General features: G+C 59.7%; 20 protein-coding genes. 13 read left to right on the top strand and 7 right to left on the bottom strand.

The genetic code is table 11. The annotated features are described in order from the left end of the window. Window positions 1-94 precede the first annotated feature (94 nt). Complete coding sequence (locus FOY56_RS16880; RefSeq protein ID WP_146347050.1) at window positions 95-1,225, top strand: porin; 1,131 nt, start codon at window positions 95-97, stop codon at window positions 1,223-1,225. A gap of 123 nt (window positions 1,226-1,348) precedes the next feature. Next, window positions 1,349-2,005 carry a YggS family pyridoxal phosphate-dependent enzyme gene (locus FOY56_RS16875; RefSeq protein WP_146347049.1) on the top strand — a complete coding sequence of 219 codons (657 nt, stop codon included), beginning with the start codon at window positions 1,349-1,351 and terminating at the stop codon, window positions 2,003-2,005. Between the two features lie 88 nt (window positions 2,006-2,093). Here the strand turns inward: FOY56_RS16875 and FOY56_RS16870 are convergent, their stop codons facing one another. Genes FOY56_RS16870 through ribA form a run of 3 tightly spaced genes read right to left on the bottom strand, consistent with a single transcriptional unit; the run spans window position 2,094 to window position 4,095 of the window. Continuing rightward, window positions 2,094-2,585 carry a L,D-transpeptidase family protein gene (locus FOY56_RS16870; protein WP_146347048.1) on the bottom strand — a complete coding sequence of 164 codons (492 nt, stop codon included), beginning with the start codon at window positions 2,583-2,585 and terminating at the stop codon, window positions 2,094-2,096. Next, entirely contained in the window at window positions 2,582-2,989 is a 408-nt protein-coding gene (locus tag FOY56_RS16865) for a GFA family protein (RefSeq protein ID WP_146347047.1), read from the bottom strand. Before FOY56_RS16865 ends, FOY56_RS16870 begins: the two co-directional genes overlap by 4 nt. Before the next feature lie 14 nt (window positions 2,990-3,003). Continuing rightward, window positions 3,004-4,095, bottom strand: a complete 1,092-nt coding sequence (ribA, locus tag FOY56_RS16860) for a GTP cyclohydrolase II (RefSeq protein WP_146347046.1) — start codon at window positions 4,093-4,095, stop codon at window positions 3,004-3,006. Between the two features lie 158 nt (window positions 4,096-4,253). On the opposite strand from ribA, the gene FOY56_RS16855 reads away from it, so the two are divergent. Next, window positions 4,254-4,940, top strand: a complete 687-nt coding sequence (locus FOY56_RS16855; protein WP_146347045.1) for a response regulator transcription factor — start codon at window positions 4,254-4,256, stop codon at window positions 4,938-4,940. Between the two features lie 229 nt (window positions 4,941-5,169). Beyond that, a complete protein-coding gene (locus tag FOY56_RS16850; RefSeq protein WP_146347044.1) occupies window positions 5,170-6,234 on the top strand; it encodes a hypothetical protein in 1,065 nt (354 codons plus the stop codon). Here the strand turns inward: FOY56_RS16850 and FOY56_RS16845 are convergent. Further along, on the bottom strand, window positions 6,231-6,968 hold the full coding sequence (locus tag FOY56_RS16845; RefSeq protein ID WP_146347043.1) for a helix-turn-helix transcriptional regulator: 738 nt from the start codon (window positions 6,966-6,968) through the stop codon (window positions 6,231-6,233). The two genes, FOY56_RS16850 and FOY56_RS16845, sit on opposite strands and share 4 nt — an antisense overlap. A gap of 92 nt (window positions 6,969-7,060) precedes the next feature. Between FOY56_RS16845 and FOY56_RS16840 the strand changes: the two genes are divergently transcribed. The 5 genes from FOY56_RS16840 (at window position 7,061) to FOY56_RS16820 (ending at window position 10,472) form a co-directional block, all read left to right on the top strand. Then, on the top strand, window positions 7,061-7,597 hold the full coding sequence (locus FOY56_RS16840) for a peroxiredoxin-like family protein (RefSeq protein WP_146347042.1): 537 nt from the start codon (window positions 7,061-7,063) through the stop codon (window positions 7,595-7,597). 82 nt (window positions 7,598-7,679) lie between these two features. Next, entirely contained in the window at window positions 7,680-8,468 is a 789-nt protein-coding gene (locus FOY56_RS16835) for an exodeoxyribonuclease III (protein ID WP_146347041.1), read from the top strand. 229 nt (window positions 8,469-8,697) lie between these two features. Next, window positions 8,698-9,615: a thioredoxin gene (gene trxA, locus FOY56_RS16830; protein WP_146347040.1), complete on the top strand. Its 918-nt coding sequence runs from the start codon at window positions 8,698-8,700 to the stop codon at window positions 9,613-9,615. A 27-nt stretch (window positions 9,616-9,642) separates the two neighbouring features. After that, the gene (locus FOY56_RS16825; protein ID WP_146347039.1) at window positions 9,643-10,284 is read left to right on the top strand and encodes an LON peptidase substrate-binding domain-containing protein; all 642 of its coding nucleotides are present in this window, start codon (window positions 9,643-9,645) and stop codon (window positions 10,282-10,284) included. Further along, window positions 10,281-10,472, top strand: coding sequence for a Trm112 family protein (locus FOY56_RS16820; protein WP_146347038.1), 192 nt, complete (start codon window positions 10,281-10,283; stop codon window positions 10,470-10,472). The genes FOY56_RS16825 and FOY56_RS16820 overlap by 4 nt, the downstream gene beginning before the upstream one ends. Before the next feature lie 40 nt (window positions 10,473-10,512). Here FOY56_RS16820 and FOY56_RS16815 read toward each other — a convergent pair whose 3' ends face one another. Together FOY56_RS16815 and FOY56_RS16810 are read right to left on the bottom strand one after the other, a co-directional pair. Next, window positions 10,513-11,127, bottom strand: a complete 615-nt coding sequence (locus tag FOY56_RS16815; RefSeq protein WP_146347037.1) for an enoyl-CoA hydratase/isomerase family protein — start codon at window positions 11,125-11,127, stop codon at window positions 10,513-10,515. Next, complete coding sequence (locus FOY56_RS16810) at window positions 11,124-11,873, bottom strand: SDR family oxidoreductase (protein ID WP_146347036.1); 750 nt, start codon at window positions 11,871-11,873, stop codon at window positions 11,124-11,126. Before FOY56_RS16810 ends, FOY56_RS16815 begins: the two co-directional genes overlap by 4 nt. 130 nt (window positions 11,874-12,003) lie before the next feature. Between FOY56_RS16810 and FOY56_RS16805 the strand changes: the two genes are divergently transcribed. Further along, window positions 12,004-13,542, top strand: a complete 1,539-nt coding sequence (locus FOY56_RS16805) for a DUF2125 domain-containing protein (protein ID WP_146347035.1) — start codon at window positions 12,004-12,006, stop codon at window positions 13,540-13,542. Between the two features lie 146 nt (window positions 13,543-13,688). Here FOY56_RS16805 and FOY56_RS16800 read toward each other — a convergent pair whose 3' ends face one another. Continuing rightward, entirely contained in the window at window positions 13,689-14,132 is a 444-nt protein-coding gene (locus FOY56_RS16800) for a hypothetical protein (protein WP_146347034.1), read from the bottom strand. Between the two features lie 284 nt (window positions 14,133-14,416). On the opposite strand from FOY56_RS16800, the gene FOY56_RS16795 reads away from it, so the two are divergent. The 3 genes from FOY56_RS16795 (at window position 14,417) to FOY56_RS16785 (ending at window position 16,882) form a co-directional block, all read left to right on the top strand. Beyond that, entirely contained in the window at window positions 14,417-15,763 is a 1,347-nt protein-coding gene (locus tag FOY56_RS16795; protein ID WP_146347033.1) for a TldD/PmbA family protein, read from the top strand. After that, window positions 15,753-16,556, top strand: a complete 804-nt coding sequence (locus FOY56_RS16790) for an inositol monophosphatase family protein (RefSeq protein WP_425468377.1) — start codon at window positions 15,753-15,755, stop codon at window positions 16,554-16,556. The genes FOY56_RS16795 and FOY56_RS16790 overlap by 11 nt, the downstream gene beginning before the upstream one ends. Window positions 16,557-16,639: 83 nt before the next feature. Beyond that, window positions 16,640-16,882: a DUF4170 domain-containing protein gene (locus tag FOY56_RS16785; RefSeq protein WP_146347032.1), complete on the top strand. Its 243-nt coding sequence runs from the start codon at window positions 16,640-16,642 to the stop codon at window positions 16,880-16,882. The last annotated feature ends 3 nt before the right edge of the window (window positions 16,883-16,885 follow it).

Genomic DNA, 16,885 nt, shown 5'->3' with positions numbered 1-16,885 from the left:
TGCCAAATCGGGTGAGAAAAAGCGAAACCCCTGTTCATACCCACACCGGATTCCCCGGTTTGGGCTTATGACATAGAAACCGAGGGAAAGACTTATGAAAAAGGTTCTCTTTGCAACGACCGCGCTGATCGCAACCGCTTCGGTTGCCGCAGCCGACGTTCGCCTCAGCGGTTACGGCCGTTTTGGCTTGGCCTACAACGAGCGTAACACCACAACTGTTACGGATCCGAACTACAACGGCCTGAGCGAAACCAACCTGACAAGCCGTCTGCGTATCCAGTTCGACGTTTCTGCGGAAACCGACGGCGGTGTCGCATTTGACGCTCGTGTCCGTATGCAGGGCGAAAACCGTAACGGCGTTGCTGGTGCGATGGGCCTGAACGCGCCTCGTTTCGGCGTCGTTTATAACGGCATCCGCGTCAACGTTGGCAACATCATCGGTGCCGTTGAAAACGCTCCTGGTCTGTACACAACCGGCACACGTTCGGCTGGTACCGGTATTGACGGCATGGGCTTCAAATCCGTGGCGATCAAGTCGTTTGGCTTTAACCCAGTCTCTGGCAATTTCAGCGGCGGCACTGGCTTCAACTGGGACGCGTATTCGTCGACCGGAACCGGCGTTGGCAACGGTGTTGAAGTTCTGTACTCGGCAGGTGGTTTCACAGGCCACATCTCGTACTCGGCACGTAACGGCGGCCTGAACACGGCTGGCACTGCGCACGTCAGCGGTGAATCGCGCACCGGTATCATGCTGACGTACAGCTTCGGCGACTACTATGTCACCGGTGCATACCAGTCCGCTTCGAACACCACACTGTTGGCTAACGGTGGTTCGCGCTTCACTGTTGGCGGTGAAACCTTTGACCCGAACGATGGCCTGTACTTCTTGGCCGCCGGCGGTGACTGGGGTACATTCGGTGCACGTCTTGCCTATGGTTCGACCGACATTGCTGACTCTGTCACTCTGGAAGGTAACATGGACATCGGCGCCGCGTCCAACGTGGTTCTCTGGGTCAACTCGACAGACGTTTCGTCGACTCTGACCAGCATTGCTGGACCGACAACACGTGGCACGGCCACTGGCGAAATTGCTGCCATGGACGGAACATCGTTCGGCATCAACTACCAGTATGACCTGGGCGGCGGTTCGACCTTCGTTGCTGGTTACGTGAATGACGCAGCTAGCGATAGCTCGTTCCAGGCTGGTGTGTACTTCAGCTTCTAAGCTGATCAACACATAGTCTTGAATTAGAGGGCAGGTCTTTGGACCTGCCCTTTTTCGTTGTCCGGGCCTTTTCTTTTCAATCGCAGTGGTGTTTGTCTGTTTCCGGTTTGCAAGGGAAACGCCATGTCGCTGGAAGAGATCAAGACCCGCATCGCCAGGGCCGAAGACGCGGCCGGACGCCCCTCAGGGTCGGTTCATCTGATCGCTGTCAGCAAGGTACAACCGCTTGAGCGGATAGAGGCCGTGCTGGATCAGGGCCACCGCTGCTTTGGAGAAAATCGGGTACAGGAGGCCGCCGGAAAATGGCCTGACCTGATGACCCGATATGACGGCATCGATCTGCATCTTATCGGTCCACTCCAGACCAACAAGGCACGGCAAGCGATGGAACTTGCCAGCACGATCCACTCGCTCGACCGGCCGAAACTGGCCACAACCCTCGCCCGGCTGGCGCAGGAACTCGGCGCCTGCCCTGATCTGTTCATTCAGGTCAATACAGGCGAAGAACCCCAAAAAGCCGGCATCCTTCCGGCCGATGCGGATGCCTTTGTGCAAACCTGCAGGGGGCTGGATCTCCCGATCATGGGCCTGATGTGCATTCCCCCGGTTGACGAAGAACCATCGCTCAATTTCGCACTGCTCGGCAAGATCGCAAAACGCAACGGTTTGACGGGCTTGTCGATGGGGATGAGCAGCGATTTCGAATCCGCGATTGCTCTGGGGGCAACCCATGTTCGCGTCGGTTCGGCGATTTTTGGCGAACGGGTCAAACCGGGCTGAGCCGCGCCGCGCGCCAGCGCGGCGCCCGGCCCAACCCTTGGCCAGGCCTCGCTGAGGCCGCAGGCAAGGGGCGGGAGCGCTGTGTTCTTCAGACCAACAGGCGTGTCCCGGGACAGGCTCGGGATGCAATCCAGATCAGGTCCGACCGCCGGAACGCAATGCAGCCTTCAGTCGGAAATCCGGGCCGCCGCCATTGATGCAGAAAAATGGCAGACCCCCGCCCCGGCACGGCATCGGGCCAATTCCAGTCGGTGACCAGCACCAGATCATACAATGGATCGGCGCGACGCAGCTTTTCATGACTAAACCCGTGCGGCGCTCGCACATGGTGATTATACGCCGGGTCCCGGACGTCATCTGACCACAAATCCCCCGGCCCGATCGCCAAAGCCCAAGGTGCAGGGCACGCCAGCCGATCCGGACGATACAACAACCCAACAACCCGATGCACACCACGCGGTGTCGCGCCATCCCCTTCACGCTTGTTCGAAACCACGCCACCCCGCCCGATACTGCAGGGAAAGGTCCGACCAGCAAACCGCACCCCCGACGGGGTCAAGACCAGATCGCTTGGTGTCATGCGCGGGGGGGAAGGCCGTCAAAGCACGGCAAACCGTCGGGCACTGTCATATAGGGTTGTGTGTCTTTCATATGAATCGCCATTTTCGGGCCGTGATAGTCCGCCGCCGGGTCATCCAGCGTGCCGACTTTAACAACCGTCAGGCCGCGCGCTTTGAGCAACGTGGTCAGATGAGTGCCGCAGGTCGCGCAAAACTGCCGTGTCACCGGCTGCTCCAGATCCGGGCGCTTGAACTCTTGTGCTGTGCCTTGCGTGAACGAGAACCCGTCATTCGGAATGATCAGGAAAAAGTTGGGGCCGCCGCCGCTGTGATACTGACATTCACGGCAATGACACTGCGCCTTCATCACCGGCTGTCCGCTCACCCGATAGCGCAGAGCGCCACAATAACATCCGCCTTCCATTTCTTGTCATCCCTTCAGAACAGATGGCCGGACTTGGCGGCTTTGGTTGCCAGATAGGCCCGATTGTAAGCGTTTTCGCCAACCTTCAATGACACACGTTCCACCACGGCGATCCCGGTCTTTTCCATCATCGCAATTTTCTTGGGGTTGTTCGTCAACAATCGGACCGATCTGAATCCCATGGTTTTCAGAATGTCCGAGCCAAGCCGAAAATCGCGTTCATCGTCCTCAAAACCCAGCCGGTGATTTGCCTCGACCGTATCGAACCCCTGATCCTGCAATGAATAGGCGCGCATCTTGTTGGCCAGACCGATCCCGCGGCCCTCCTGATTGAGGTACAACAGAACCCCCGCCCCCTCTTGCCCCATCTGTCCAAGCGCGGCATGCAACTGCGGACCGCAATCACATTTCAGACTGCCCAGAACGTCACCGGTGAAACAGGCGGAATGCAGCCGCGCCAGTACCGGTTTTTCCCGATCCGGGCGACCGATTTCGATCGCATAGTGTTCTTCGCCGCCGTCCTCTGGGCGAAAGATATGGACCCGCCCGGCCTCGGACGCGGCCATGGGCAGGCGGGCGTGAATCACCGGATGCAAGGGGCTGGCTTCGGTCAGATGCGCTGCAGCGGCAGCATGCAGGATGCGGGTCAGGCCGTATTCCAACGCAAAGGCCGCCCCGTCCGGAACCGGTGTCACGACCACTGCGGGCAACAATTGCGCGCTTTTTGCCAGACGGACAGCCATCCGGGGCAACGCCGCATTGCCACCCCGCTGACTGACCAGCGGACCTTTCATCGGTGAAATCAGATCATCCGCCGGGTCGGCAATCGCACGGACCCAGGACTGGCCTGCATCTTGCGGAATCTCGACCCGGGCCAGATCCCCGTCATAAGCGCGCGCTTTCAACGTTTCGGCTCGGCGCGATGTGATCGCCACGACAGGGACATCGCCCAGTGCGCGCAGATCATTCAGACGGTCTTTGGTCAGAGTCTCGGCGGCAATTGCGATGGCAGCCTCATCCTCGCCCTGCAGGACAACCGGCACGCCCATGCGCAAGTCGGCCCGCGCACGTGCCAAAAGTTCGGTAATGTCGGGCAGCAGGCTCATCCCAGATCCTTGTCAGGTGTCGCCTGTATTTAGGCGGTTTTGAAGGAATGTGAAACATTACCGCGGCAATGGACACGACCGCGTGAGAGTTTTGCAGCAAATCTTGCCGGAACCGTGCGTCACGCTCATGTGAAGTAAACCGAACAGGAGGACGCGGAATGGCACAGTTGAAGAAAATCTTACTGGTGGATGACGACGACGATCTGCGAGAGGCGTTGAGCGAACAGTTGGTCATCACGGAAGATTTCGACGTGTTCGAAGCCGGTGACGGTCAGGGCGCGATGGAGCGCGCCAAAGAGGCGCTGTACGATCTGATCATTCTGGACGTCGGACTGCCCGATACCGATGGTCGCGAGTTATGCCGGCTGATGCGCAAGCAAGGCGTCAAAGCACCGATCCTGATGCTGACCGGTCATGACAGCGATGCCGACACCATCCTTGGACTGGATGCCGGAGCCAACGACTATGTCACCAAACCGTTCAAGTTTCCCGTTCTTCTGGCCCGCATCCGGGCGCAACTGCGCCAGCACGAACAGTCCGAAGACGCTGTCTTCCAGCTTGGGCCGTATACGTTCAAGCCGTCGATGAAGATGCTGATCACCGAAGAAGACCGCAAGATCCGGCTGACCGAAAAAGAGACCAATATCCTCAAATTCCTGTACCGGTCTACCGATGGTGTGGTGCAACGCGATGTCCTGCTGCACGAGGTGTGGGGGTATAACGCCGGGGTCACGACACACACGCTGGAAACCCACATTTACCGCCTTCGTCAAAAGATCGAGCCCGATCCGTCAAACGCACGCTTGTTGGTGACAGAATCGGGCGGGTATCGGCTGGTCGGATGACCTACGACAAAAGGCGAATGTCTTGATGCAGATCAAAGTGGTAATCTGGCTGTATCATTAAGGTTAACTCAACCCGTGCATGTCCGGGTAATGACATGCACCTCCCTGTTGGACTAGCCCGGGCAATGCCCGGGTTTTTTTTGCCTGATTGGCCGGCGTGCCGTAATTTCGTGCGAATCGCAGTTTCGGGGTACCCTTGGCGCCTATTCAGCCGTCAGGGATATTTGAAATGCGTCTTCTCAGTTTAAGCCTGTTCCTCATTATCTGCGCCATGGCTCCGATCAAGGCGCACGCAAACAATCAACTGCATGTAAAACCGGTCAGAATCATCGATCAGAACAGCCCCGCCGGGGCAATTGAAGCCTACAGGACACTGGCCCCCGTCGATTGGAGTATTGAGGGCGGCATTTTGTGGAACCCGCCAAGCGGTTGTCATCGCGGCGGCCAACTGGTGTGGGAGGCGATGTCGCCCGACAAATCCTACAGCCTGTCGTTCCTGCCACCGATCAGTTGGTCAGCCTCGAACCGGGGCGCGCCCGGTGTGGGCTGCCTGAACATGGACCTTACCGATTCCGAACAGATGATGCGCGGCTACCTTCAGGCGGCCGGACTTGCCGGTGCGCAAATCATCAAGGTCGAACGCCCCGCCGAGCTGACGCAGATCATGCAGGCTTGGACCGCGCCGTTCCTTACCGGACATGTTTATGGGCAACAACGCTGGGCAGATGCCACCGTGGTGCAGACCCGGGCCCGGCTAGACGGTCGGGAATATGACACCGCAATCATTACCATATCCCTGCATTATCAGATTACGACCCCTGACCCGCTTTGGCCCAGCAACCCGATCATATCCCGTGGCGGAAACTCCGCGTATCTCTTGGCCCTGTCGACGCCGGTCGGACAGTTGGACGCGGGTCATCCGGCTTTTTCGGTCATCCTGCAGAACCTTCGGGCCAATCCCGCCTGGAACAAGGTGGTGGCGCAATGGTGGGCCCGCCAGAACCGGCGACCAAGTGGCGGCGGGTCAAGTGGTGGGGAATCCGTGACCGATTTGATGTTTGAAAGCTGGAAACGCCGCGAAGGCATCAAGGACCAGGGGCATGCCAGCAGCGTGAATTCGATCTGGGAGGTTCAACCGTATCACTTGCCCGATGGGGGCGAGGTGACGCTGTCGCAGGATTATGGCAATGCCTGGTTGCTTGAGGATGACACGATTATTCTGACCGATGACAACCTGTTCAATCCGCTGCAGCAAGAAGGCCAGTTTGGCCAGCAGCTGGTACCGGTCCGCTAACCTGCCCTTGTGGCTTGAGTTGGCCGCTCTCCGAATTCGCGCAGGAATGCGCGGGAAAAACCGTCCGGCGCGCGATACCCATAGCGATGCGCCACGCGATCAACCCGGTCGCCCTTCTCAAGGTCCTGCCGCGCCAAAGTCAGCCGCCATCGCCGCAGATAGCCCGCCGGGGTAGCGCCGACGGTGGCGGCAAAAACCTCTTTGAACCGGCTGGCCGACAACCCGGCCACATCTGCAAGATCAGCATTGCGCCAGGTTCGGTCGGGGGCGTCATGCATGGCGACAATCGCCGGGCCGATCCGTGGGTGCCCCAATCCGGCCAGAAGGCCGGTGGTGGCCTCCCCCCGTTCAATCTGGGCTCGCAAAAGGTGAACAACCAGCACTTCGCCAAGACGCGCCATCACCACCGGCGATCCGCAGCGCAAGGCACTATGTTCAGCGGCCAGCAGGGCGACGATGCTGTGCATCTGACCGTTCGCGTCGATCTCTTCGACGACGCAGCCGGGCAGCGCTGTCAGCAAGGGATTGGCCGCCCCGCCGAATTCGACCGACAGCGCGAACAGCACGTCGCCTTCGGGCGCGTCGATCCCAGTTTGGTCAATCTGGAACACCAGCCGCGCACCCGTTTCATCGGACCTGCGGAACCCCGCAAGATGCGCCCGTTCCAGCGGTACAGGCGCGACTCTGAGCCGGAACCGGTCAAGCAAAGTGGTCAGGCGATCAAGAGAGCTCATTTCGGCCTTTCAGTCGGATTTACAGGACCATTTGCACCTTATCGTCCTATTGATTGGCCAGGCAACAAGAAATTTGATCGGAGCATCACCCCATGCCGACTCCTCGCCAAACCACTCCCAACCTGACCCTGCCGACGCTGGATCACGGAACCTTCAACCTGTCCGACGCCGACACTGAAATGGGGACCTTCCTGGTCTTCTATCGCGGCGTGCATTGCCCGGTCTGCATCAAGCAGCTGACCGAGCTTTCCGAAAAACTGTCCGAATTCGAAAAGCGTGGCGTGAAGCCCATCGCGATCACCGCAGACGGCCCTGAGCGTGCACGCGAGATGGCCAAGCGCATTGGCTCCACCGATCTGACCATCGCCTATGACCTGCCATTGGCTCAGGCGCGGGACTGGGGACTGTATCTGTCGACCTCGCGCGGAAAGACCTCGATCGACATCATGGAGCCGGATGTCTTCCCCGAACCCGGGGTGTTCTTTGTCCGCCCCGACCAGACGCTGTACTTTTCGTCGGTGCAGACCATGCCGTTTGCCCGCCCCGAGCTGGACGCCATTCTGGCTGCCTTCGATTTCGTGGCCAAAACCAACTATCCTGCTCGTGGAGAATTTACCGACGCGGTCTGACGCCAGTTCAGGGCATGGACGCCCACCGGACCCCGCGATAGGGTGCGCTGGATCGCAACCGCGCACCCGAACGAGGACGTCCATGCCCTTTACCATCGCCACCTGGAACATCAATTCGGTCCGTCTGCGGGCGCCAATCGTGCAGAAACTGCTGCTGGACGAAGGCCCCGATGTCTTGTGCCTGCAAGAGACCAAATCTCCGGTCGACAAGATCCCCGCCGAAGTCTTTGCCGAGATCGGCTATGGCCACATGGTGGCGCGCGGTCAGAAGGGTTATAATGGTGTTGCGATCCTGTCAAAACTGCCCATCGAGGATGTCGGGGCCGAAGATTTCGCATCGTTGGGCCATGCCCGCCACGTGGCGGGTCGGCTTGAGAATGGCGTCACGATCCATAACTTCTATGTGCCTGCAGGTGGTGATGTCGCAGATCGCACGGTGAATGAGAAATTTGGCCAGAAGCTGGATTACCTGACCGAGATGCGGGACTGGTTTCGCGGTGACAAGCCCGAGAAAGCCATCCTTGTGGGCGATCTGAACATCGCACCGCGCGAGGATGATGTGTGGAGCCACAAGAAATTGCTGAAGGTGGTCAGCCACACGCCGATCGAAGTCGAACAGATGGCCGAAACGCAGGATGCCGGGAACTGGGTGGACATCACCCGGCAGGACATCCCGGACGGCCAGCTATACAGCTGGTGGAGCTATCGCGCGAAGGATTGGTCAGCCGCCGACAAAGGCCGTCGGTTGGATCATGTCTGGGCCACGCCTGATATCTCAAACGCGGCCCATTCCAGCCGGGTTCTGCGCGACGTACGCGGCTGGGAAAAACCCAGCGACCACGCCCCGGTGTTTGCGACCTTTGATCTTTAGGGGCGAAGGGCTCCCGCCCGTTGACTGCGCGCAAGGCGCGCATCCAACGGTTGGGCGTAGCGCCGCGTAAACGCGGCGCGCAACCACTTTGCCCGCCGTCCACACCCATCATCCATTCACACAGGCCGGAATATCGCGGATGTTTCGGGGCATTCGCGCGCATCCTCTCTTGGTTTCCGGGCCAACAGCTTTCATATAGGGGGCAACGAGGAACCGGAGAACACATGCCATGGATATTCTGAGTGGTGCAGGCAGCACGCCTGCTGCGGACCTGATCAAGGACACCAGCGAAGCGACCTTTATGGTCGATGTGGTCGAAGCCTCGCAAGAGGTGCCCGTGATCGTCGATTTCTGGGCGCCGTGGTGCGGCCCCTGCAAGACGCTTGGGCCCCAGCTTGAAGAGGCTGTCACAGCCGCCAAGGGCGCGGTGAAGATGGTCAAGGTCAACGTCGATGAAAACCAGATGATCGCTGGCCAGTTGCAGATCCAGTCGATCCCGACCGTTTTTGCCTTCTGGCAGGGCCAGCCGGTTGACGGGTTTCAGGGCGCGTTGCCCGGGTCCGAGATCAAAGAATTTGTCGACCGGGTGATCGAAGCTGCTGGGGGCGAATCTCCGGGCGGGCAGCTGGAAGAAGCCGTTGCTGCTGCTGAAGAGATGTTGGCCGAAGGCGCCGCCGTGGACGCGGCACAGACCTTTGCCGCCATTCTGGAGGAAGATCCGGCCAATGCCGCCGCTTATGGCGGGCTGGTCCGCACGCACATCGCGTTGGACGATCTGGATCAGGCCGAAGCGATCCTGAACGGCGCACCGGCTGAAATCTCGGACGCGCCGGAAATCGAAGCGGCCCATGCGCAGCTGGAACTGGCCCGGCAGGCGGCAGATGCGGGCCCGGTGGCTGACCTGCAGGCGCAGGTGGCAAGTGACCCTGACAATCATCAGGCCCGGTTCGATCTGGCGCAGGCTTTGCACGCCGCCGGTGATGTCGATGCCGCTGTGAACGAACTGCTGGACCTGTTTCGTCGCGATCGTGAGTGGAATGATGGCGCAGCCAAGACCCAGCTGTTCACCATTTTCGACGCGCTCAAACCCAATGACCCGGTCGTTCTGAACGGTCGGCGCAAGCTGAGCTCGATGATATTTGCCTGACGTGCGATCCGCGCTAGACTTGTCATCATGATGAAAGCCGCAGATCTGCCCGACATTCTGCCCGTGTTTCCGTTGCCCGGGGCGCTTTTGCTGCCCCGGTCGCGGTTGCCTTTGCACCTGTTCGAACCGCGGTATCTTCAGATGCTCGAAGACACGCTGAAAACCCAGCATCGGCTGATCGGCATGATCCAGCCCTGTCCATCGCCATCGGACGGGGATCGCCTGCACATGATCGGATGCGCGGGCCGGGTTACGCAGTTTTCGGAAACCGAAGACGGACGATACATGATCACCCTGACAGGCATCAGCCGGTTTCGGGTCTTGAGCGAAGTTGAAGGGTTTGCCCCTTATCGCCGCTTCAACGTCAAATGGGACGGGTTCGATCGCGATCTTGGGCGAACCGAAAAGGATGCCGGGTTCGACCGGGCGGGGTTCATGCGGCTTTTGGAAAGGTATTTTTCCACGCAGGACCTGTCGACCGACTGGGAGACCCTGAACGAAGCAGAAGACGAATTGTTGATTAACTCTTTATCGATGCTTTTGGATTTGGGCGCCGAAGACAAACAGGCGTTGCTGGAAGCCCCCTCGCTGAGTACACGCCGTGAAACCCTTGTGACCCTGATCGAATTCGCCATGCGCGGTGGATCACGTGAGGAGACCTTGCAATGACCGACCAGACGCAGACACCCGCCTTTGACAGACGGATGCTAGAGGCGTTGATCTGCCCGCGCACCCAGACCACGCTGGAATACAACGCGGACACTCAGGAACTGATCTCAAAGGCCGCCAATCTGGCCTTTCCGATCCGCAATGGCATCCCGATCATGCTGGTGGATGAAGCCCGCGTTCTGGACTGACGCTCCATCACCGGCCTGACCCGCAGGTCGTCAAACGCGTTCAGAAACCTGCGCACATCTCTTTTATCCTGGCCGCAATCTCCGGGCTTGCCGCACGGCTGTCTGCTGTCAGGTCGCGCGCTGTGTCGATCAAAGTATCGGGTTCGACGATGCGGTCGATCAAACCAAACTCATAAGCCTGTTGTGCGGTGATTTTCTGCCCGCCCATCAGGATCAGCTTGGTCCGCGCCGGCCCGATCAGGGCCGCCATCCGTTTTGGATCGGACGGTTGCGGCAGAAAGCCCAGCTTCATCACCGGATAGAAAAACTTTGCCCCCGGAGTCGCGATCCTCACGTCGCAGGCCAGCGCCATACCCGTGGCACCGCCCGCCAGGGTGCCGTTCAAAGCGGCGATGGTCATACATGGCAACGCTGCAAGCGCACCCGAAAGCCGTTCCCAAACGTCCGAGACGGCCAGCCCGGCGCGGGCCTCTTCAAGGTCGGCCCCGGCGCTGAATACCTTGCCTGCCCCGGTCAGGATCAGGGCACGGGCGTCTTTCGCCGCCTCGGCGATGTCTGCAAGTTCGGCCAGCATCGCTGCGGTCAGCGAATTCGCCTTGTCCGGCCGGTTGATCGTGACGATCCAAAGCCCGTCATCTTTGATCAGCTCGATCATGCCAGACCGACCCGCTTGCGAATTGCCTCATCGCGCAGCGAAATCTCTTCGCCCATGAACTCATCCGCTTCGGGCGAACACATCCACAGCAACGTCTTTGCCGGCCAGTCGGCTGGGATGTGATCGCTCCAGTCCAGTTTGCTGACCGGATTGACGCCTGACGCCTTGATCTCGCGTTGCATCTGGGTGGCGACGGTGCCCGGCGACAGGCCTATGGCCCGAATGCCATGTTCGCGTTCTTCTTTGTCCAGACACCGGGTCAGCATCGCCGCGCCCGCCTTTGAACTGCAATAGTGGCTCCATGCTTCGACCGGGCCGTGTGCGGCACCCGAACTGATGGTCAGCACCGATCCGCCCCCGGCGGACTTCATCGCCGGAACCGCCGCCCGCATGCCATAAAAGACGCCTTTCAGGTTGATATCGATAACCCGGCTCCAATCTTCAGGGTCGGCTTCCGACAGATGCGAAATCGGCTCGATCACACCCGCGTTGTTGATCAGAACGTCAATGCCGCCGAATGTGTCGACGGCGGTCTGAACAGCCCAGGCGGCGGCCTCGTAGGTTCCGATGTCACAGGCCAGCGGCATGGCATTGTCGCCAATATCGCGGGCCAGCTGGGCCAACGGGTCAGCGCTGCGCGCCACCAGCACCACGTTTGCACCGGCCTGCGCAAAGATATGGCCAGCCTCAGCGCCAATCCCGCGGCTTGCTCCGGTGATCAGTACTGTTTTGCCCGTCATGTCCATGATCGCTCTCTCCTATGCCGCGTCTGCGCGATTGGTAACCTGCACTTGAAGGCGGGTCCAGCCTTTGGCCTTGACGGCCCCGCACCCACGTCCGACCATGCGCGCAACCATTAAGGGAAGGATTCACGAAATGTCTTTTCACATTGCGCGCGGCGTAACCGCCGCTTTCGTTGCATTTATTGCTGCAAATTCGGCCCAGGCCGACGTCACCGCCCAAGAGGTATGGGGCGAAATGAAAGCGTATTTGACCAGCTCAGGCTATCAGCTTTCGGCCTCCGAATCGATGGCGGGCAATGTCCTGACCGTGTCAGACGTCGTTATGTCGATGGATATCGCGACCGCTCAGGGCGGCAGTGGTCGGCTTGATATTTCGCAGATCACGATGACGGAAAACGGCGACGGAACGGTAAGCGTTGCACTGCCAAGTGAAATTCCGATCAGCTTCACCATGCCGACCGAAGACGGCGGATCGGGGTCGGGCCAGATGCGGTACACGCTGACCGGCACCGACATTCTGGCCAGTGGAACGGTCGAGGATCTGACATTTGACACCAACGCCGAAGCAATCGGATTCGCGATCGACGATCTGACGGTCGATGGCGCCCCGGACGCGCCAGAAGCAGTCGAAATGTCGTTCAACATGACCAACGTGCAGGGCCAGACCCGGATCGTTAAGTCCGCCATGCGCGAGTATACGCAGCAAATGACCGCCGACGCGATGTCATATCTGCTTGCGGTCGACGCGCCGGATGGTGGCGAAGGCGCCGAGACCGCCCGCTTTGAAGGTACACTAAATGGCCTGACATTTGACGGCAGCGGCACACTGCCCGAAGTCACAGCCCCAGGGGATCTGGCTGCAATGCTGCGGGACGGCATGAAGGCCGACATGACCTTTGGGTATGCATCCGGGATGGGTAACGTTGCAGGCAGTGGTCCAGAGGGCGATTTTGCGATGCAAAGCAGCTCAAGCGGGGGCACCATCGGCATCGTCATGAATGCCGACAAGCTTTTAATCGACACGGCCCAGACCGGATCGACAATCACTGTTCAGACCAAAGACATTCCCTTCCCGGTGACCATGCAGATGGCCGAGATCGGATATCTCATGGACTTGCCGGTCAGCAAATCCGACACCGAACAACCCTTTGCGCTGAAGCTCAAGCTGGGCGATTTCGCCATCGCGGATCAGCTTTGGGGTATGCTTGATCCGGCCGGTGTGCTGCCGCATGATCCGGCCAACATCGTTCTGAATCTGACCGGAACGGGCAAGCTGTTCTTCGACATGTTCGATACCGTCGCAATGGCCACGGCTGAGGCATCAGGCACCAAGCCGGGTGAGTTGAATTCGGTAATGATCAAGGACCTGTTGGTGTCAGTTGCCGGAGCGGAACTGACCGGAACCGGTGATTTCCTCTTTGATAACTCCATGGCCGAAGCCAATGGCGGCATGCCGGTTCCCGTGGGCAATGCCAATCTCAAGCTGATCGGTGCCAACGGGCTGATCGACAATCTGATCAAGATGGGCATGCTGCAAGAGCAGGACGCCATGGGCGCGCGGATGATGATGGGCATGATGGCTGTGCCCGGCGAAGGCGAAGACACACTGCTTTCAACCATCGAGATGAACGACAAAGGCCAGATCTTTGCCAACGGCCAACGGCTAAAGTGACAACCGTCACCATTTGAAACTTGTAAGGGCGCCACATGTGGCGCCCTTACAATGTATTCCCTTCAACACGCGCACCCGCGCCCCCCGGATTGACGACTAAAAACCCGGTGCGGGCCACAAGTTCAGGCGCAGCGATCATGACGCAATCAGGGTGTCTCAACGCGAAGAAAAACCAGCGTCCGTTGTTGGCCCGCCTTGTCCTTTTGCGATACCCGGTAAACTGCGTCTTCAACCGCCCATGTCCGCAAGTGATAGCTGTCCGGGTGGTTAACTGGCAAATCGGATGAAAGTTGCGCACCGGGGCGACATTTCTGCAGTGTGGACCATAATTCACTGGCCAAGTGTTCTGCAGCTTCGTCACGGTAAGGGAACGCCCAACTGCAGGAAACGCCGGTTTTGCCTGACTGGCCTAGAAATGCACTGCATTCAGAGCCCTCAGGCGCGACCCCAACCACGGTATAGGATTCGAGCGCGGAAATATTTTCGCAACTGTCTGACGTGTCAGCCGTCGCACGTACGGACAAGGCAACAAGTGCGATCATCAGGAAAAGAAAGGGCTTTGGATTAGGCGTTTTCATCCAGCCAACCATACCACAAGCTGTCTTTTTCGCTCTGAAAACCGGATCACTCTTTTGTGCGAATAATGGCTTTGTCCCGGCGGATTCAAACGGACATTCAAATTGGCAACATCGCCGCAGATTGCTGATCGGGCGGTCTTTCGGTCAGCCGCCGCAAACACACCAGATCTGACCCGATGCGCCAGAACATCCGGTATGCTGCCAGCACCAGACAAGCCTCTTTTTCCGTCTGACCCTTGCAGCACGCGGTTTGCGCCGCTAGGTCCAATCGCGATACCTGCAGGAAACGGAACCGAATGACCCAATCGCCGGAAGAACTTTGCCAGGCCATGCTGACCGCCGCCCGCAAGGCTGGCGCTGAAACGGCTGACGCCATCGCCATTCGCGGAACATCGGTGTCCATCGATGTACGGGCCGGGGCGCTGGAACATGCGGAACGCTCGGAAGGAACCGATCTGGGGTTGCGCGTTCTGATTGGCAAGCAGCAGGCGCTGGTGTCGACGTCCGACGTCCGGCCCGCAGCGCTGACAGCCATGGCCGAACGCGCCGTGGCGATGGCCCGCGAAGCACCCGAAGACCCTTATGGCGGACTGGCTGACCCGGATCAGATCACAAATGACTGGCAGGGCATCGCGCTGGATATGGTCGATCCGGCAGACGAACCCCACCCCGATGCCCTTCAGGCCGATGCCATGGCCGCCGAGGCGGCGGCCATGGCGGTCGACGGTGTCTCACAGGTTCAGACGGCAAGCGCGTCTTATGGCGAACATCTGGTGCATCTGGCCGCGACGAACGGGTTTTCTGGCGGTTACGGGCGCACCAGCCGGTCAACGTCCTGTGTGGCCATCGCTGGAACCGGAACCGGCATGGAGCGCGATTATGATGGCGACAGCCGGACCTATCAATCCGACCTGCGCGCGCCCGAAGACATCGGTCGCACAGCCGGGGAACGCGCAATTTCCGGTCTGAACCCGCGCCGCACGGCAACCGGGACGTTTCCGGTGCTGTTTGACGAACGGATCTCATCTTCGCTGATCGGCCATCTGGTCGGTGCGGCCAACGGGGCCGCGATTGCGCGCGGGGCGTCGTGGCTCAAGGATGATCTTGGCAAGGCCGTATTGCCTGACCACATTTCACTGATCGAAGACCCCCATCGTCCGCGCATCAGCGGATCGCGCCCGTTCGATGCCGAAGGGTTGCCCACCCGCCGCCGGGCCATCGTCGAAAACGGCGTTCTGACCGGTTGGACACTGGATCTGTCCAGCGCCCGCAAGCTGGGCATGACCTCGACCGGGAACGCCGCGCGCGGGGTGTCATCGCCGCCATCGCCCAGCGCCTGGAACCTGGCCCTGACTCAAGGCGACCAGTCGCGCGAAGATCTGATCCGCGACATGGGCACGGGGCTGTTGGTAACCTCGATGATCGGCAGCACGATCAACCCCAACACCGGGGATTATTCGCGTGGGGCCGCCGGGTTCTGGATCGAAAACGGCGAAATTGCCTATCCCGTGAACGAATGCACGATTGCTGGAAACCTGCGCGACATGCTGCGCCGGATTATCCCGGCCAATGATGCACGCACGCATCTGTCACGCGTCGTTCCATCGATCCTGATCGAAGGACTTATGCTTGCTGGTGCCTGACGACCTGACCCTTCTTATTGACGCCGCGCAGGAAGCGGGCCGCATCGCCACCAGCTTTTCCGGCAAGGACGCGCGCCGCTGGGACAAACCCGAAGGCGCGGGCCCGGTGACCGAGGCCGATCTGGCCGTCAATGACATGCTGGAAGCAGATCTGAAGGCGGCCCGCCCCGACTATGGCTGGTTGTCCGAAGAAACCGAGGATAACAGCGACCGTCTGGGCAAGGAGCGCGTGTTCATCATCGACCCGATTGATGGCACTCGCAGCTTTGCCGAAGGGTCAAACACCTGGGCCCATGCATTGGCCATCGCCGACAAGGGCCGCGTCGTGGCCGGTGTGATCTATCTGCCCAAACGCGATCTGCTGTACAGTGCCGCGTTGGGCCAAGGGGCGTTTTTGAACGGCAACCCGATCACGGTGCGCCCCAAAGATGATCTGATCTCATCCGAGATTCTGGCGGCCCGCCCGAACCTTGCCGCCTATCACTGGACGTCCGGAGAAGCGCCCGAATTTGGCCGCGCCTATCGCCCCTCGCTGGCCTATCGCATGGCCTTGGTCGCGCAGGGCCGATATGACGGGATGCTGACGCTGCGCCCCTCGTGGGAATGGGACATTGCCGCAGGTGACCTGATCCTGAACGAAGCCGGTGCTGTCTGTACCGACCGCACCGGGTCGACGCTGATATTCAACAACCCGCATCCCCAGCTGGACGGTGTGATTGCCGCAAGTCCGAACGTACATGCCCAACTTTACGCCGCGCTGAAGCCCGGCACCAATGACCTGCGCAGTGCCTGACCGGCCTGCCTTGACGCCCTATTGATTTGACGTAGGGTGCAGGCGAATTCAGATGCCCCCCGTTTTTCGGAAAGGACGGCGCCATGACCCAACTGCTTCACCTTGTTTTTGGTGGCGAGCTGGTTGATCCCAGCTCGACCGAGTTCAAGAACCTTGATGACATTCATATCGTCGGCATGTTCCCCGATTACCAATCTGCACATGATGCCTGGAAGGCAGAAGCCCAGCGCACGGTCGACAACGCCCATATGCGGTATTTCATATCGCACCTGCACCGTCTTATTGACGAAGACGCCGAGGCGTCCGCGACGAAGCAACTGGGCTAAGCC

The organism is Falsiphaeobacter marinintestinus (assembly GCF_007923355.1).
In the GTDB taxonomy this organism is placed as follows: domain Bacteria; phylum Pseudomonadota; class Alphaproteobacteria; order Rhodobacterales; family Rhodobacteraceae; genus Phaeobacter_A; species Phaeobacter_A marinintestinus.
This window is presented reverse-complemented; position numbering and strand designations above follow the sequence as displayed.

Coding starts and splice junctions, on each gene's coding strand:
- FOY56_RS16810 (WP_146347036.1), bottom strand. CDS start 11,873: ATGGACATGACGGGCAAAACAGTACTGATCACCGGAGCAAGCCGCGGG.
- trxA (WP_146347040.1), top strand. CDS start 8,698: ATGGATATTCTGAGTGGTGCAGGCAGCACGCCTGCTGCGGACCTGATC.
- FOY56_RS16845 (WP_146347043.1), bottom strand. CDS start 6,968: ATGAGCTCTCTTGATCGCCTGACCACTTTGCTTGACCGGTTCCGGCTC.
- FOY56_RS16835 (WP_146347041.1), top strand. CDS start 7,680: ATGCCCTTTACCATCGCCACCTGGAACATCAATTCGGTCCGTCTGCGG.
- FOY56_RS16825 (WP_146347039.1), top strand. CDS start 9,643: ATGATGAAAGCCGCAGATCTGCCCGACATTCTGCCCGTGTTTCCGTTG.
- FOY56_RS16875 (WP_146347049.1), top strand. CDS start 1,349: ATGTCGCTGGAAGAGATCAAGACCCGCATCGCCAGGGCCGAAGACGCG.
- FOY56_RS16815 (WP_146347037.1), bottom strand. CDS start 11,127: ATGATCGAGCTGATCAAAGATGACGGGCTTTGGATCGTCACGATCAAC.
- ribA (WP_146347046.1), bottom strand. CDS start 4,095: ATGAGCCTGCTGCCCGACATTACCGAACTTTTGGCACGTGCGCGGGCC.
- FOY56_RS16850 (WP_146347044.1), top strand. CDS start 5,170: ATGCGTCTTCTCAGTTTAAGCCTGTTCCTCATTATCTGCGCCATGGCT.
- FOY56_RS16795 (WP_146347033.1), top strand. CDS start 14,417: ATGACCCAATCGCCGGAAGAACTTTGCCAGGCCATGCTGACCGCCGCC.
- FOY56_RS16880 (WP_146347050.1), top strand. CDS start 95: ATGAAAAAGGTTCTCTTTGCAACGACCGCGCTGATCGCAACCGCTTCG.
- FOY56_RS16870 (WP_146347048.1), bottom strand. CDS start 2,585: ATGACACCAAGCGATCTGGTCTTGACCCCGTCGGGGGTGCGGTTTGCT.
- FOY56_RS16855 (WP_146347045.1), top strand. CDS start 4,254: ATGGCACAGTTGAAGAAAATCTTACTGGTGGATGACGACGACGATCTG.
- FOY56_RS16820 (WP_146347038.1), top strand. CDS start 10,281: ATGACCGACCAGACGCAGACACCCGCCTTTGACAGACGGATGCTAGAG.
- FOY56_RS16805 (WP_146347035.1), top strand. CDS start 12,004: ATGTCTTTTCACATTGCGCGCGGCGTAACCGCCGCTTTCGTTGCATTT.
- FOY56_RS16785 (WP_146347032.1), top strand. CDS start 16,640: ATGACCCAACTGCTTCACCTTGTTTTTGGTGGCGAGCTGGTTGATCCC.
- FOY56_RS16800 (WP_146347034.1), bottom strand. CDS start 14,132: ATGGTTGGCTGGATGAAAACGCCTAATCCAAAGCCCTTTCTTTTCCTG.
- FOY56_RS16840 (WP_146347042.1), top strand. CDS start 7,061: ATGCCGACTCCTCGCCAAACCACTCCCAACCTGACCCTGCCGACGCTG.
- FOY56_RS16865 (WP_146347047.1), bottom strand. CDS start 2,989: ATGGAAGGCGGATGTTATTGTGGCGCTCTGCGCTATCGGGTGAGCGGA.